Genomic DNA, 16522 nt, shown 5'->3' with positions numbered 1-16522 from the left:
AGTTTGTCCTTGTTATTTTACAAGACAGGTACTTTGATACCGTCACTGGGGGCGTTCATCTCATCATGCACTTTATTATAGTCATTTTCGTACACGCCATCAGAATATTGCTACAGATTTTTGAGTTTTAACGCTTCAAAATGGTGTTTTAACTCGGAGAATTGTATGACCGTAGCAAGAAGCCAACAAATTTGCGTTGAAGATACGCCTTATTACCATATCGTTTCTAGATGCGTAAGAAGGGCTTTTTTATGTGGTGAAGATACACTAACTGGCAGGTCATTCGAACACCGCCGACAATGGTTAATTGATCGTATCAAAAAAGTCAGTTCTGTCTTTGCTGTCTTTGCTATTGATGTATGTTCATATGCGATTATGAGCAACCATTTTCATTTAGTTTTGAAGATAGGTGCCAACGATAATTGGACTGATAAACAGGTTCTTATTACCTGGCAATCTTTATACTCTTTGCCCGTGATGTGCCAGCGTTATTTGCAGGGTGATGACTTAGATAATTCATCAGTTCGCCTTGTTCAAAAATATGCTTCTGAATATCGTGAGCGTTTATGCTCTATATCCTGGTTCATGAAGGCAATTAATGAGTATATCGCCAGGATGGCCAATGAAGAAGATAGATGCACAGGACATTTCTGGGAAAGTAGATTCAAAAGCCAAGCATTACTGGACGAAAGAGCATTATTAACTTGTATGGCGTACGTTGATTTAAATCCAATACGTGCCTGTATGGCGAAGTCATTAAGTGACTCTGAGTTCACCTCGATTAAAGAACGAATCGAGGCTCAATCCACCGATTTATTACCCTTCGGCAAAGGCGATAATGACTTGCCTTACTACCTCTCCAGCTACATCGATTTAGTGGATGAAACTGGCCGTGTAATTCGAGACGATAAAGCTGGTTATATTTCTCACAAATTAGGCTCTGCGTTGACAGAGTTAGAACTCAACCCTGACACATGGATTGACGAACTCAAGGGTTTCAAATCAGTTGGCTTCTCTGCTGTCGGAACTGTCAATCAGCTTAAAGAATATTCCCACAAAACCAAGCGCAAATGGTCTGTGGGAATACAATTAAAACCTGCACTAGAATAGCCTGAATTCACAATCTATTCTCTATTCTTCACGTTCGTGAAGCTCTACCACTCGGCCTGAATCAGGCCAAATCCATAAAATCAGCCATTATTATAAAACCACCTTCATTTGACTACAAAAACTTCAAATTAACATCAGTGTATTCAAACTATTAATCTGAAAATCAATAAAATATTCTGCTTCAATAAACTAAATTAATGCATGTCCCTGATTATTGCCCTTGGTGTTGCACTGACCATAACCATCAGAAAGGACTTGGCTTGCTGGAATATCATCACTTTTGTTGTAGCCAAATTTCACTTCATCACGTACATATTGATAGGCAGCTCCAATTTTTTCGTACTCATTCAATTTCATCCACGCCCTGGATTTAATTAAGTGTTGAATACTTAGGTCTTCATAGTCCAAAATTTCAGTGCTGGATGTGTAAATTTTGTTTATGGTTTCAGTCCCACCATCAATTTTATTTATTTTATTGGTTTGCATAATAACTCTTAATTACATGTTAGATCCAATCTTAATATCTATAGTAACTATAGAGTCAAGCCTCGATTTAAACAAACGTATTTTGGTTATAAGTGATAGCAAGCTACCGATTGGTAGCTTGCCGTTGCTGAACCTCACCACTTCATTTTTTGTAGTCTCACAGCGTTTAATATTGCCAATAACGCCACACCAACATCAGCAAAAACCGCTTGCCATAATGTAGCCATACCAGCTGCACCCAAGATTAAAACAAGTACCTTTACACCAAATGCCAAAATAATATTTTGCCAGATGACTTGTTGCGTGGATTTACTGATATTAAAGCCTGTGATAAATTTTGAGGGTTGGTCTGTTTGAATGATCATATCAGCCGTTTCAATGGCCACATCGCTGCCATTGGCACCCATAGCAATACCTAAGTGACTGGTTGCTAACACCGGTGCATCGTTGATCCCATCACCCATGAATGCAATGACCTTAGTTGGGTCTTCCTTGAGCTTTTCTACATGATTCAATTTATCCTCAGGAAGTAAGCCACCGCTGGCTTGACTGATTGATAATTCACCAGCAACCTTTTGTGTGATCGAATCCTTATCACCTGAAAGCATAACTATTTCATTGATACCTAAATTCCTGATTGACAAAATGGTTTGGTTGGCATCATCTTTTAATTCATCCGATATGGTTACACAACCTGCATAATCACCTTCAATTGCAACCAAAACAATGCTATCAACTATGGAATCAATTTTACCTGGTGTTTTGATGTTAAATTGATCCAGCAATTTTTTATTGCCGGCTAACACTGTCTTATTCTTCACAACCCCTTTTAGCCCTTTACCAGCTATCTCATCAACATCACTGGCATCTGAAATATCACCGGCATTTTCATATTGCATGATGGCTTTGGCAATTGGGTGGGTTGATGTTTTCTCCAGTGACAAAACATAGCTCATGAATTCATCCTCAGTCATATCATTTGAGATATTGATTTCTTTGACCTTAAATGTTCCCTTGGTCACCGTTCCTGTTTTGTCCATGACCAAAGTGTTTACTTGTATCAAGGTATCCATGAAAGTAGCTCCTTTAAACAAGATGCCATTTTTTGAGGCTGCTCCCAGGCCACCAAAGTACCCAAGTGGTATAGATATCACTAATGCACAGGGACAGGAAATCACTAAGAATATCAATGCCCTGTATAGCCAATCCTGAAACTGATAGGTTTCAACAAAGAAATAAGGAAGAATGCAAATTGCAATGGCCAAATAAACCACGATGGGGGTGTATATTTTGGCAAGCCTTCTGATAAGTAATTCAGTCTTGGCTTTTTTAGCTGTTGCGTTTTGAACCAGGTTAAGTATTTTGGCCACGGATGAATCGTTGTATAGCTTTTCAACTTCAACCTCAATAACTGACTCAAGATTAATTGAACCTGCCAGAACATTTTCACCTTTTATTAAACTTTGTGGCTTACTCTCACCTGTTATCGCCGCTGCATTCAAGCTGGCCTTATCAGAAATTAACTTTCCATCAAGCGGCACTTTCTCACCTACCTTAATTTGAATGGTATCGCCTACCTTGACAGATTCTGGATCTACTGTTTGATAATTACCGTCAGTAAGCACATGTGCAGTTTTGGGCCTTACATCAAGCAAAGCTGTGATGTTTTTTTTAGCTCGATTAACCGCAGCGTTTTGAAACAACTCTCCAATGGCGTAAAACAACATCACTGCAACACCTTCAGGATATTCTCCAATAGCCATGGCACCAATTGTCGCAATAGTCATTAAGAAAAATTCTGTGAAAACCTCTCCTTTCTTGAGCGCCTCGATGGTTTCTTTAATCACCGGAAGAGCAACTGGCAAATAAGCTGCAATGTACCATGTAACCATAACCCAACCTTGAAAAAAGCTGGGTTTGAATATGTGTTCAAGTGCTAACCCTAAAAGCAGTAGTGATAGAGAAACAATAGAGGGAATATAATTCCCTCTATCATAGTCATGATTATGTCCTTCATGACCTGAGAGATCATGAGACTTTTGTTCTTTATGACTTTTCAATATCATTCTCCTTATTACTGATGATGTTGTATTTGTTTAATTTTACCTTTTGAAAACCACGCAAATAAAACAGGTAATACAAATAAAGTTAAGAATGTCGCTGTTACCAACCCTCCAACAATCACAGTTGCCAGTGGTCGCTGAATTTCAGCTCCTATTCCATTTGATAGAATCATTGGGATTAAGCCCAAAGCGGCAACAATGGCTGTCATTAAAACCGGTCTTAACCTGGATACAGCGCCTTCGAAAATAGCTTTACGCAGAGTATCTTTGGTGTTTTCAAGTCGCAAATTAATGGCTTCGACCATAACAACACCATTAAGTACCGCCACACCGAACAAAGTAATGAAACCAATGGATGAAGGCACAGATAAATATTGCCCTGATATCCACAAGGAAAAGATTCCACCAATCATTGCCAAGGGCAAGTTAATCAAAATGAGCAATGCCTGACCCACTGAACCAAATGCAAAATATAATAATAATGCAATCAGACCAATCGACAGGGGTACAACAATCGCCAGGCGTTTTTGGGCGCGTTGCTGGTTTTCAAATTGCCCACCAATATCCACCGTATAACCAGTCGGTAAATCAACTTGTTCAGAAATGGCTGTGCGGATGTCTTGAACAACCGAACCCATATCTCGCCCTTGTACATTGGCTTGGATGACAACACGTCGTTGCACATCATCACGACGTACTTGTGGTGGACCTGAATCTATGTTTATTTCAGCCACATCACCTAAACGAACCCATGCACCTGTGCTCGACTGTAAGCGTAAATCTGCTATGGCATATTGGTCTTTGCGAAAATTTTTATCCAGTCGAACGTAAATATCATAACGTTCATTACCGTTAATGATTTGACCGGCTTCACGACCACCTATACCATCTCTGACAACTTGCATTAAGTCACCGACAGATAAACCATAGCGAGATAACTGTCTGCGATTGGGTTTAACCACCAATTGTGATTCTCCGGCAATTTGTTCCATAGCCACATCTCGTGCACCGGTGACTGATTGAACAGCTTTCACAATTTCCTGGCCTTTGCTTGCCAGAACATCAAGATCAGAACCGAATAATTTCATTGCCAGTTGTGCTTTGACACCAGACAACAATTCATCAACCCGAGTGGCAATGGGTTGAGAAAAGTTTAGCAATAAACCAGGTACTATTTCTAATTTTTCTTCCATCAACAACTGTAATTCTTGTCGAGAATCTGCACTGGTCCACTCACTCACCGGTTTAAGTCCAATGTAAATTTCGATGTTACTGACCGGTTCTGGATCACCACCAATTTCAGCTCGACCAATGCGACTCATGGCATAGGTTACCTCTGGAAATTCCATAATCTTAGCTTCCAATTTCGGTGCTATTTCCAATGCCGTATCTAAACTGGCCGAAGGGGCTAAAGTAACTCTCAGATTAATCGTACCTTCTTCTAATTCAGGTACAAATTCTGTACCCAACCGAGGAATTAACAGCAAAGTAGCTATCAGTAAAACTGCCGCAAAAGTTAACACCACAACCTTTAAGCTCATGGCTTTTTCTAAAGCAAAACGGTAGGATCTTTCTAAGACTTTAACGATTGGACTGGTTTTGGTTTTAACGCCTTTTTGAAAAAAGTAACTGGCTAAGGCCGGAACCACTATTAATGAAACCATTAAAGAAGCACCCATCGCAATCATAATACTCACAGCCATGGGTTGAAATAATTTTCCTTCAACGCCTTCTAATGAAAACAAGGGCGCAAATACCACCATGATGATGGTGACCGCATAAAAAACGGGTTTTGCCACTTCTTTGGCCGCCATTTGAATGCGTAAAGAAACCGTTTTGTCATTCATAACAGGGGCGTGTTCTATGTCATCTTCTGACGCCAATTCTGCACGTTCCTTATCGTGAATCTTATCCGGATGAGTCAGATGCTTGAAAATATTTTCCATCATGACCACCGCGCCATCGACCATCATACCAATGGCAACAGCCAGACCACCTAAGGACATCAGATTAGCAGACAGGCCATTATAGGACATCACTGTTAATGCCATACCAACAGACAATGGAATTGAAATCAATACCAAAATAACTGAACGGATATTGAGTAAAAATAAAATCAAAACAATGATTATGAAAATAAAAGCTTCCACCAATGCTTTTGCGACTGTAGCCACGGCATTTTCAATAAGGTCTGATTGGTCATAAATTTGTTCAAAAGACACGCCATCAGGTAAGGCCTGTTGAATTAAGGGTATTCGATCTTTAATGCCATCAATGGTCACCTTGGTATTAGCACCCATGCGTTTTAAAATGATGCCTGAAACCACTTCATCAAAATGACGCGAACCCATGTTTTCGGTACGTTCAGTGAAAGTAACAGCACCTTGACGAATTTCGCTGCCAAATTCTACTGTCGCAACATCAGCAACGGTAACCACTGTTCCGTCAATGGTTTTTAATGGAACTTGGCGCAATTCTGCCAGTCCCTCTTCACCGTTACCCAACCATCCTACACCGCGAATAACCAGTTGCTCCTGACCACGGTTCATATACCAGCCACCGGCATTGGTGTTGTTATCTTCTAAGGCGGCTACAACTTCCTCTTGCGTTAATCCATAGGATAATAAGCGTGATGGATTCAGGTTAACTTGGTATTGCTTAACTTCTCCACCAAAAGACAATACTTCAGTAACACCATCCACAGGCATTAACAGAAGCTTGACAACCCAGTCATTGAGGGAACGCAATTCCATGATGCCAACGTCTGAATTTTTATCGGCTTTGAGGAAGTATTGGTAGACTTGACCCAGACCCGAGGTATTGGGACCCATTTCAGGTGTCCCGACACCCTGGGGAATTAATTCTTTGGCTGACTGTAAACGCTCAAACACCAGTTGTCTGGCAAAGTAAATATCCGTGCCCTCTTTAAATACGACCGTTATGCCCGATAGTCCGGTTTTGGAGATTGAACGGACTTCTTCTACATCTGGTAAGGCATACATCACCGCCTCAATGGGAAAGGTTATTAATTGTTCGACTTCTTCAGAAGCTAACCCTGGGGCTTCAGTGTTAATTGAAACCTGAATATTGGTCACATCAGGGAAAGCATCTAAATTCAATCTTGGGATATATGACGCTGCAAATGCCAGCATGCCAATCAGAGCCAATACCACTAACAGCCGATTTTTAACCGACCAATCTATTATTTTGTTTAACATAATTATTCTCCGTTAAATTTCATTATTCTGTGAGATTCCTGCTTTTGCAGAAACGACAAAGAAAGATTAGTGGCCATGCGGATCAAATCCGCCTTTGGCAATTTCTGAGGCAACAAAGAAAGCACCTTGAGTCACAACTTTTGTACCGATTTCCAATCCAAATATTTCATGGAAATCACCTAAAACACGACCCAATTCAACTTCTTGCTCAATAAATTGATTATCTTCAGTTTCAACAAAAACTGCCCAATCACCATCGGCTGTCCGCATCAACGCATTTTCCGGAACAAACGTAACGGCTTGATCTGTTGAAACATTAAAATAGACATCGGCAAACTGACCGGGGTGTATGGTATCTTCAGGATTATCAATCAATAATCGTATGACACGTGTTCGTGTTTTTTCATCAATGGTGTGGGCCTCTTGTGAAACTTTTGCTGTGTAAAATTGATTACCGACTTTGACTTGTGCCAATGTGCCTACCGGTAAATCCAATTGTTTTGATGCTTGAACCCTGGCTTCAACCCACAATTGTGACTCGTCACTGAGCAACATCAAGGCGTGACCTGCTTCAACCCGTTGTCCTTGTTGGAAATCATCTGACAAAATAGCGCCGTCGATTTCAGCATTTAATGTGTATTCACCAAGAAAACTTGAATTGTCATTGATAAAATCTTCAGATAAGCCAAACGCCATTAGACGGGCTTTGGCAAGTTCATAATCGTTTTTTGTGGTGATATATCTGCTGTCACCAACCACTTTTCGCCCAAGTTGCTGTACTCTTTGCCACTCCGCAGAAGCGATTTTTAGTGTCGCTTGGGCTTCGGCAACTGATTCACTAAATAATGTAACCAGATCATCACCTTGTTTAACATGATCGCCCAGTGCTTTATGCCGTTTCATCACCACGGAGTTTGTTCTTGGGGAGACCAAATAGCTTTTATAGCCATTGGTTTGTAACTCTCCCGGCGCATATAATTTGTAATTTAAATTTCGTTTTTTAAGAACCTCAATTTGTATTCCGGCAAGTTTTTGTTGGTCTTTTGTTAATGTAATTTCAGCACTTTCTTCATGGCCATTTTCTTCAACAGCTTCATCAGAATCATTCTGCGCTTGGTGATTTTTTACTGATTCTTCATGGTCATGTTCATTTTGTGCAAAACCATCTGTTGAAAATGTAATCAATAAACTGATAATAATTAATGTTTTTAATGAATTCATTGTGATACCTTTTGGGTTAACAGCGTTTCTTGTTTTAATTGGGCTGTATCTAATAATAATTGGATGACTGCAGTTTTATAATCTTGTTCAAGAGTAATACCTGAAAGTAATCCATCTGTTCTCTGTTGAAGGGTTAAAAAATAGTCTGAGGTCCCGATATCTCCTATTTTCCACTGCTTTTCCAACAGGAGTTCACTGTCTTTATCCCGACCTTGCATGAGCTTTTGCCATTTCTGGAAACGTTTTTTATATTCCCTGACAGCCTTTTGTGAACCAATAATTTCAAAGTATTGAGATCGTTTTGCATTCAGATAAGCTGATTCTGCTGCCAAAGCTTGTTCTCTGGCTGCTTTATATTCTTCACTAAAATCGTTTCTAAAATTAAGCGGCATTGAAAAATTTAATGACACTAAATTATCATTGTCGATTTTGCCCACATTTACACCAACCGTAGGATCTGCCTTCTTATTCTTTTGCGCTAACTCAGCTTTTATTTCAGCAACTTCCCATTTTGCTTTGGCCATTTTGACAAGCGGGTGGTCATCAACTACTTGTTCAGCTACTGTTTCATCATAGGGGAACAATATAGGGGTTGACTCGTCCAGGTTTTCAGATTGCCATTCCGGAAGAATCTCTGTTAATTTAGACCTGGCTTTTTGTTTTTGTGCTTGAATTGATGCTGTTTGCGCAAATTTTTGTGAAAGTGTCAGATAGGCCAGTTCAGCGTCGAGCTGACCCATATCGCCGGAACGTGTCTTTTCCTGGACTAATTCAATTAATTTTTCAAGTTGATTTTCTTGTTTTAAGGTCAGTTTGGATTTCTTTAAGATTGATTGATAGTTAACCAAAGCAGTGAGCGCTTGAGCAATTTTATCCTGCATCAGATTATGATAGTTTTCTCTGGCTTGAGCCCTTAAAAACACAGCTTGTTGACTACGGGATTTACGTTTATCGCTTCTATCGATACTTTGATTGATACCTACCGTAAAGTTGTTTTCAGGACCTTCCTTTTCATATTCAGTACTTAATTCCGGATTGTAAATGGCTTTTTCTAAACCATCAGCCAAATGAAATTGACCCGCAAGTTTTTGTTTTGCTGAAATAATTTCAGGGTGCGTTTGTAGTTGTTTTTCAATGTATTTTATCCACCCATTCAGATTATTTTCACTGGTGATTGCATAAGCTTGATGAGAAGCAACGATTGTTACCACGCAAAAAGCAAACAAAATATGTTTTTTACACATAGTTTTATTCCTCTAACTTAATAATTAAAAAATATTGAACACCTTAATTCTTGTTAAGGCGGTTCAATTGTCATCGCTATTTTTTAAAAATTAAATTTGAGGTGGTCGCAACAACCGGGAATGAACTGAATTTTTGAAGGATTGTTCTGAGATATCAATGGCTTGTTTTAATTCAACATATGACAAGTTCATCGATGAAGGTAATAATGAGGTGACATGACCACCATGACAATGACAGCAGTGATGACAATCAAATGATTTCAAATCATCTTGCGCTTGCTTATCGGCAACATCTTCGTGATTATGTTCGAATTCTAAATGCTCAGCACCGGATTGGTGCGATTGGTGAACATCAGACACAGATGCAATGGACTGAAATGATACAGCCATTAAGAGCAAAATCATGAGAGATTTGAAACGCATCAATTTAAAGTGTCTTTGTGTCATTTTATGTAAGACCTGCATCTTATCAGTTTGTTCACGTAAATTAAATTTTTTAAGTCATGATTTGATTTGCAATATTCGTCTGGCGCCATTTAAAACAACCACGGCAATGACCAAACCAATGATTAAATCCGGTATGGCAGAACCTGTTAACATAACGAGTACTCCAGCTAAAATAACGCCTGTATTAGCTATGACATCATTGGCTGAAAAAATCCAGCTGGCTTTCATGTGGGCACCGGAATCCTTTTTCTTGGCAATTAGCAACAAACAAGTCACATTGGCAACCAAGGCAACCAAGCCCATTACAATCATTAATGTGGATACTGGCTCACTACCATAAATAAATCGCCTGATGACTTCAATTAATGCACCTGTACCTAACAGGACCTGCACCCAACCAGACAGATGAGCCGCTTTTAGTTTGAGCTGATTGCTTTTACCAACAGCATAGATTGCTGTGCCATAAACGGCCGCATCGGCAAACATATCCAGGGAATCGGCGATTAAACCTGTTGATTGAGCCAAGATGCCAATGGCAAACTCGACCACAAACATGGCAGCATTGATAATCAGTAACCAAATGAGTACCCGAAATTCTTGACTGTTCTCAGATTTAGCATTACTGATAATCACTGATAGCGCTTCAGAATCAATTTGTTGGGTCTCAAGTAGGCTGGCTCCCAGATTCAGATTTGTAAGCTTTTGTTGAATTTCTTCGATTCCATTTTCATGGTAGACCTTTAACCTTCTTCCAGGAATATCAAAGTCCATGGCTTTTAAAGACTGACAATTCTCCAGCGCCATGCGAATCATACTTTCCTCAGATGGACAGTCCATTTTGGTCACTTCAAAAGTACTGACCAACCCATGATCAGGAACCTTTGTGACTTGATCTGTACTTTGCGCTGTATTGTTACAACTGTTACCGCAAGAATCTGACATTTGAATGTACTTGTTTTTATCAAGCGTGCAGTTTAAAATCTATAGCCACTATAGAGTCAAGAGTAAAATATGAAAATTGGACAAGTATCTAAAAAAACCGACTTTTCCGTTCAAACCATTCGTTACTACGAAACTCAAAACCTCATTAAATCAGCAGGTAGAACCGAAGGTAACTTCAGGGTATATGACTCTAAAGTCATTGATCAACTGGAATTTATCAAGCATTGTCGCCACCTGGATCTATCGCTGAGTGACATCAAGCGAATTAATGAACTCCGTGACAACCCCAATGCCGTATGTGAAGAAGTGAACGAGCTCATCAATGATCAAGTGAAGCTGGTTAAAATTAAAATGAAGGAACTTAGACACCTAAAAATACAGTTAGAAGCACTTACTGACTCCTGCTCGAATAATCAAAAAGTTGGTGATTGTGGAATTATTAAGTCATTGCAAGAGTGTGATTGCTAGTTTATCTAATGCACTAGTCGGTGACTATTATATGTTTCATAAAACGTTCGTTTTCTGATACATGACCACTCAGCAAAATGTGATGACCATGAGCTTGAATTGCACAGTCTCATATACACGTCTCAATAATTAAAGGAAATAATCTGGGACATATATGAACGCCCCATTTATTTCAATGGTTTTTAGTTAATTTTAGCTTTCTGGGCAATGAATTTATTTTCTAAATGCTCAGCAGCCATCCTCTTTTGGCGAGAGCCTACCACTTTTTTGAGTTAACCTCCTTGAGCATCTCAATATCTAAGGCTTGATTGGCGATGATAGTTTTAAGCCGGCGGTTTTCATCGCTAAGTTGTTTCATTTTGCGGACATCTGAAACAGCCATACCTGAATACTTTTGTTTCCATTTGTAAAATGTGGACTGGGCTATGTTCTCACGCCGAATAATCTCGGCTGCATTGCCTTGCGTTTCTGCTTCTTTCAAAATCCTAACAATTTGTTCTTCTGTATATCTTTTTCGTTTCATTGGTTTGCTCCAAAGTTAAAGTTATTATACTCTCTTTAGCTTTGGTAGCGTTTATGGGGGGCTAGTCACGCCCTATACAACCGTACAAGACTTGGTTAAAGATCATGTTGATTGGGTTTTATATACATTAAATGCAGGCGACCACCATCCGTGGTTGTGGCAAAAAGAAAAATGCATAAAAATAATAAAAGGTCTCTTTTAGAAAATGAATTTTCTGAGGCGGATTTAAAAGGGATTAATTTATTGTGAACATCAATTCAACCGCATGATTGATAGTTTAATTTAATGATTATTGGTTGTATGATGGATTGTGTCAAAAAAATTTCAGTTCATAAAAACAGTGCCATTATTGGACAAATTCTTTGCTATCATATAAATCTATATGGCTCAATTGGTGTCTGTAATAGTACTTTACTACTGAGAAGTTAAAAAATGAAAAAATCTAAAAAGATTATGGTAAAAAAAAGTATTATAGGTGTTCATATACTATTGGGCGCAAGTGTGTTCTATTTCTTGGTGCACCCGTTTACAATGGTATTGTATTGGTTCGAATATAGCCAGACACCCTTTTCAATCTCGCTTTTTCTAGAGATTTTAAAAGCACGTTTTCTCGAGTCCTTCAGCTTTAATATGCGAGGAATGGGTGGTCTTCTCACAGTTTTTGGTAGCATACTCGGACTGTTCACTGGTTTGATATGGGTATATCTTAAAAAGAAAGATACTCTTATCAGCACGCAACAACGCTTATTACAAAAAGATATTGTGCAACTCATAGAGAATGGTGAAAACGAGCAGATAGAATTTAAATCTTCCATACGTTACGATTATTTTAGAAAAACCACGAACCGTGAGCTGGAATTAGTCATCGCTAAAACCATTGTGGGTTTTATGAATGCAAAGGGCGGAAAATTGATCTTGGGTGTTGACGATGATGGCAACATTCTGGGGCTTGAAAAGGATTTTAAGACGCTGAAGCACAAAAACAGAGATGGCTACGAGCGTGATATTTTTAGAATAATTTCAGCACAATTAGGTCATGAAGCCTGTTTTAGCAATTATATATCTTTTTATGTTATTGGTGAAAAAGAGGTTTGTGTCATCGATATAGAGCCATCAAAAGAACCAGTTTATGTTAACGATGGAACAAACACGACTTTTTATGTGCGGACAGGCAATGCCACTTATCCCTTGACAGTTAAAGAAACTGTCAATTATTTAAAGTCTAAAAAATAATATAGTTCGCAGTCAGCATGTTTTAAATACCCCTTGTTCTTAGGGTATAGAAAAGTTAGCCGTTTTGGCTGTTTTTAAATTGGCGCAAAAATAAGACTTCTGTTAAAAAGATTGCAAACATAAGAACAATGGAAACTCCGACCACCAATGGATCACTGATGAGTTTTGTTATGATAAATCCGGCCAAGACAATTAAATCAAGCACAATGGCACAGATAAGAATAGCGGGATGTGCATTAATATCTTGTCGAAGATGACGTAAAACGCCCCAATGTATGGCTATATCCATAATCAGATAAAAGATGATGCCCAGGGAGGCGATTCGGGTTAAATCAAAAAATATCGTTAACAACAACCCTAAAACGACCGTATAAACAAGTGTGTGCTTTTGGATTGTGCCGGGCATTTTAAAATGGCTATGTGGAATCAGTTTCATCTCAGTGAGCATGGCTAACATTCTGGAAACTGCAAAGATACTGGCTATAATACCACCTGCGGTTGCTAACATGGCCAGAATTACTGTAAACCAAACCGCATATTCACCCAGTGCAGGTCTCGCAGCGGCGGCTAATGAATAATTTTTTGTTTCTATGATTTCTTGTAGTGACAGGTTACTTGCCACTGCAAAGCCAACCAATGCGTAAATAACAACGCAAAATGTGATTGAAATTATGATGGCTCTGCCTACATTTTGATGCGGGTTCTTCAGTTCCGAGCCGCTGTTGGTAATTGTGGTAAAACCCTTAAAGGCCAAAATACCCAGCGCCGTTGCACCTAAAAAGCCAGTTATTGAGGCATCAGACGTGACTGTTGAAAAATTAACTTCAACCTTATCAGCGACCATAACACCGACAACTCCAAACAATATTATGCCACCAATCTTGATAAACCCAAGAACCGATGCCACACCTTCAATAATACGATTGGCGCTAAGATTAATTAAAAAAGCAAGTATTAATAAGCCGACGCCTAAAGCGGGCACCATTTTACTGCTGTCACTTACATCAAATAATTGTAAGGTATAAGCACCAAAGGTACGTGCCAGAAAGCTTTGCGCAATGACCATCGAAAAGTACATCAACAACGCATGAAAAGCCGTTGTCACGGTGTTGCCATAGGCTTTTTTTAAATACATGGCAATACCACCGGCAGAAGGATAGGCATTGGACATTTTGATGTAAGAGTATGCGCTGAATAAGACAATCAGCGCTGCGGAAAGAAAGGCCAAAGGGAAAAGACTGCCGGTCATCTCTGCCATTTGCCCGGTCAATGCAAATATACCCGCGCCAATCATAACACCGGTGCCCAGTGCCACCGCACCAATTAATGTTAAGCTGTTTTCACGATATTGTGAGGATCTGTCATTATGTTGATTCATTGATTCACCTTAAAAAGTTCTTTATTGAGTATTTATAATTTCTATTGTTTTTTGGTCATCTGGACGAGTAATTACATTCACTTAAGTCAAAAACCTAACTCATATTCTGCTTAGGGTAAATTAAAAACAACTAAAATTTTGAAATGCGTTTATTTTACTCTAGCATAATAATGGTCCCTTAACACAGAGAACAAACACTCATTTATTACTGAATAAAATTTTAACATGCATTTGTTATAATCACTTTAATATCAATAATATAGAAGGAAACCATGACTTATAAACGCTTTTTACTCATGATTGCCACGTCAGTGGTTGTGATGTATATGGCCATGTACTTAAACAATTACGCCTGGGATCATATCTTCTGGAGTGAAACCCGGGCTTATATGGCTTTGATAATGGGCGCCGTTATGGCCACGGTTATGTTGCTGTTTATGATTGATAAATACCCGAATAAAAAAGCCAATATCCTTATTTTTACCAGCAGTGCGGTATTGTTTGTGGCTGCATTATTCTTAGTTCGTTCACAAACCACCGTGGATGATGTGTCTTGGATGAAAGGCATGATTCCGCATCACTCCATTGCCATTCTAACCAGTAAACGTGCCAATATTTCCGATCCGCGCGTACGTCAACTGGCCGATGAAATAATTAAAGCCCAGGAGCGCGAAATTAAAGAGATGAAGCGTTACATTAATGACTTAGAAAATCAGGAGTAAGCCCATGAGTTTAAATATTGAACACAATCAACAAACCCACCGTTTTGAGGTTCATATGGATGGTCACACCGGCTATCTGGAATACGAAAAGCAAAGTGATGAAGTGTTGGATTTTACCCACACCATCGTCCCCAAAGAACTCGGCGGGCAGGGCATTGGTTCACAGCTGGTTAAACACGGACTCGATTATGCCAGGGATAATAACTTTAAAGTGATACCCAGCTGTTCTTTTGTGGATGCCTATATGAATAAACATCAGGATTATCAATCTTTGCGGGCATAAACAAATCCCGTATGAAGGTGTCTGATGTGGTGAGCAGACTGATTTAATATGTTGTCATTGCATTTTAAAGGGCTGGTTATCTGTTAGAGCAAACCATTTAGGCTGAAACCCAAACCAAAGCGGGTCTGGCGGTAATTATAATCAATTAAACTATCGCCATAGCCGTCAGATGCCACCGCGTAACCCTGAAGTTTACCCCACAGCGGAAAGACGAATCCCAATTCTGAGTAACCCTTGTTGGTTGAAAAGTTTCTGCGGCCTTTGAAATTGAGTTCAAAATGACGCCATTTATAAGCCATGTTCAGTTCAAAGTGCCCCATATAATCCTCAATATCCGGATTATCATCACCACCGGGATCGAGATCAAATTCTTTTTCCCTTTCAGAAAGCCGGATCCATGGCTTAAGTGACAAGGCAAAATTATCATGTTCATACAGGAAATTAGCATACACCCGATTCCAGCTTCTTGATAAGGCCTGCGTCCGACCATTGGATTCATGCTCAATCCCAAACACCATCGCCGTGTTACCGTTTAAGATTTGCCATTTCATCGGCATTAAATAAAACAATTCGGGATTGTAGTTCGTTTCTCTGAAAGGCTTAGAGATATTTTCTGCATAAACCTGCCACCAGGCTTTTAAGGTAAAACCTAAATATAAAGCGTCATTCTCAACAAACATATCTTTTTGGTTGAGCGGCACTTTGTAACTGATTTGAAACATCGCCTCCATGTCTTCTAAGTTCTCTTCATAACCCTCAAAGAATTGATATTCTTTTTTATTAATGGCATTGGTCGTATAAACCGGCAAGATGTAGTTCATCTTGTGAGGCGTTAAGACAAAAGGATTGTCCCGTGTTTTGCGTTCCTTTTCCAACCGTTGTGAAATCACACCAAGATCTTCGTCATTATCAGATTGATTGATTTCCGGTTCCATATCATCCGGCTGTTGGTTACAAAGCGACTTGATTTCCGCAATGGTTAAATCCTCTCGCGCTTCAGAAAACTGCTTTAAAACACAGGCATCAAATGCCTTAGAAGATGTTTCTTGAGCAAAAACAGGCATTGTGATTAAATTCAAAACCATAAACAGAGAACAGAATATATAAATATTTTTCATGGGTTATTTTTATTATTGAGGTACGGAATAGCCAGTATAGGGTAAGTTTTTAAAAGTTGCGCATTA

At 39.2% G+C, this 16522-nt stretch carries 15 protein-coding genes; 5 read left to right on the top strand and 10 right to left on the bottom strand.

Features of this window, described 5'->3' with window-relative positions:
- The first annotated feature begins 165 nt into the window (after positions 1–165).
- A complete protein-coding gene (locus IEV16_RS12440) occupies positions 166–1110 on the top strand; it encodes a transposase (RefSeq protein WP_188366046.1) in 945 nt (314 codons plus the stop codon).
- Between the two features lie 189 nt (positions 1111–1299).
- Here the strand turns inward: IEV16_RS12440 and IEV16_RS12435 are convergent, their stop codons facing one another.
- From IEV16_RS12435 to IEV16_RS12405, 7 genes are all read right to left on the bottom strand, one after another.
- Complete coding sequence (locus IEV16_RS12435) at positions 1300–1596, bottom strand: transglutaminase-like domain-containing protein (protein WP_188366045.1); 297 nt, start codon at positions 1594–1596, stop codon at positions 1300–1302.
- Between the two features lie 134 nt (positions 1597–1730).
- A complete protein-coding gene (locus tag IEV16_RS12430; protein ID WP_229728350.1) occupies positions 1731–3656 on the bottom strand; it encodes a heavy metal translocating P-type ATPase in 1926 nt (641 codons plus the stop codon).
- Between the two features lie 14 nt (positions 3657–3670).
- Positions 3671–6877 carry an efflux RND transporter permease subunit gene (locus IEV16_RS12425; RefSeq protein WP_188366043.1) on the bottom strand — a complete coding sequence of 1069 codons (3207 nt, stop codon included), beginning with the start codon at positions 6875–6877 and terminating at the stop codon, positions 3671–3673.
- Between the two features lie 66 nt (positions 6878–6943).
- Positions 6944–8098 (bottom strand): efflux RND transporter periplasmic adaptor subunit, encoded by a 1155-nt coding sequence (locus IEV16_RS12420; protein WP_188366042.1) that lies wholly within the window; start codon positions 8096–8098, stop codon positions 6944–6946.
- On the bottom strand, positions 8095–9342 hold the full coding sequence (locus IEV16_RS12415; RefSeq protein ID WP_188366041.1) for a TolC family protein: 1248 nt from the start codon (positions 9340–9342) through the stop codon (positions 8095–8097). Before IEV16_RS12415 ends, IEV16_RS12420 begins: the two co-directional genes overlap by 4 nt.
- A gap of 90 nt (positions 9343–9432) precedes the next feature.
- Positions 9433–9732: a hypothetical protein gene (locus tag IEV16_RS12410; RefSeq protein ID WP_188366040.1), complete on the bottom strand. Its 300-nt coding sequence runs from the start codon at positions 9730–9732 to the stop codon at positions 9433–9435.
- 111 nt (positions 9733–9843) lie between these two features.
- Positions 9844–10560, bottom strand: a complete 717-nt coding sequence (locus IEV16_RS12405; protein WP_229728349.1) for a cation efflux transmembrane domain-containing protein — start codon at positions 10558–10560, stop codon at positions 9844–9846.
- A 240-nt stretch (positions 10561–10800) separates the two neighbouring features.
- Here IEV16_RS12405 and IEV16_RS12400 point away from each other — a divergent pair, with 240 nt between their 5' ends.
- A complete protein-coding gene (locus IEV16_RS12400) occupies positions 10801–11199 on the top strand; it encodes a Cd(II)/Pb(II)-responsive transcriptional regulator (RefSeq protein ID WP_188366038.1) in 399 nt (132 codons plus the stop codon).
- 256 nt (positions 11200–11455) lie between these two features.
- On the opposite strand, the gene IEV16_RS12395 is transcribed toward IEV16_RS12400, so the two are convergent.
- Positions 11456–11722 carry a transposase gene (locus tag IEV16_RS12395; RefSeq protein ID WP_188366037.1) on the bottom strand — a complete coding sequence of 89 codons (267 nt, stop codon included), beginning with the start codon at positions 11720–11722 and terminating at the stop codon, positions 11456–11458.
- A gap of 432 nt (positions 11723–12154) precedes the next feature.
- Between IEV16_RS12395 and IEV16_RS12390 the strand changes: the two genes are divergently transcribed.
- On the top strand, positions 12155–12955 hold the full coding sequence (locus tag IEV16_RS12390; protein WP_188366036.1) for an AlbA family DNA-binding domain-containing protein: 801 nt from the start codon (positions 12155–12157) through the stop codon (positions 12953–12955).
- A gap of 55 nt (positions 12956–13010) precedes the next feature.
- On the opposite strand, the gene IEV16_RS12385 is transcribed toward IEV16_RS12390, so the two are convergent.
- Positions 13011–14333, bottom strand: a complete 1323-nt coding sequence (locus IEV16_RS12385; RefSeq protein ID WP_188366035.1) for an APC family permease — start codon at positions 14331–14333, stop codon at positions 13011–13013.
- 272 nt (positions 14334–14605) lie between these two features.
- On the opposite strand from IEV16_RS12385, the gene IEV16_RS12380 reads away from it, so the two are divergent.
- Positions 14606–15055 carry a DUF305 domain-containing protein gene (locus IEV16_RS12380; protein ID WP_188366034.1) on the top strand — a complete coding sequence of 150 codons (450 nt, stop codon included), beginning with the start codon at positions 14606–14608 and terminating at the stop codon, positions 15053–15055.
- A gap of 4 nt (positions 15056–15059) precedes the next feature.
- Positions 15060–15338, top strand: coding sequence for a GNAT family N-acetyltransferase (locus IEV16_RS12375; protein ID WP_188366033.1), 279 nt, complete (start codon positions 15060–15062; stop codon positions 15336–15338).
- A gap of 83 nt (positions 15339–15421) precedes the next feature.
- Here IEV16_RS12375 and IEV16_RS12370 read toward each other — a convergent pair whose 3' ends face one another.
- Positions 15422–16456 carry a phospholipase A gene (locus IEV16_RS12370; RefSeq protein WP_229728348.1) on the bottom strand — a complete coding sequence of 345 codons (1035 nt, stop codon included), beginning with the start codon at positions 16454–16456 and terminating at the stop codon, positions 15422–15424.
- Positions 16457–16522: the final 66 nt, after the last annotated feature.

The organism is Marinicella pacifica (assembly GCF_014636635.1).
In the GTDB taxonomy this organism is placed as follows: Bacteria; Pseudomonadota; Gammaproteobacteria; order Xanthomonadales; family Marinicellaceae; genus Marinicella; species Marinicella pacifica.
Note: the sequence above shows the minus strand (reverse complement) of the source record. Positions and strands in the feature narration are given on the sequence as shown.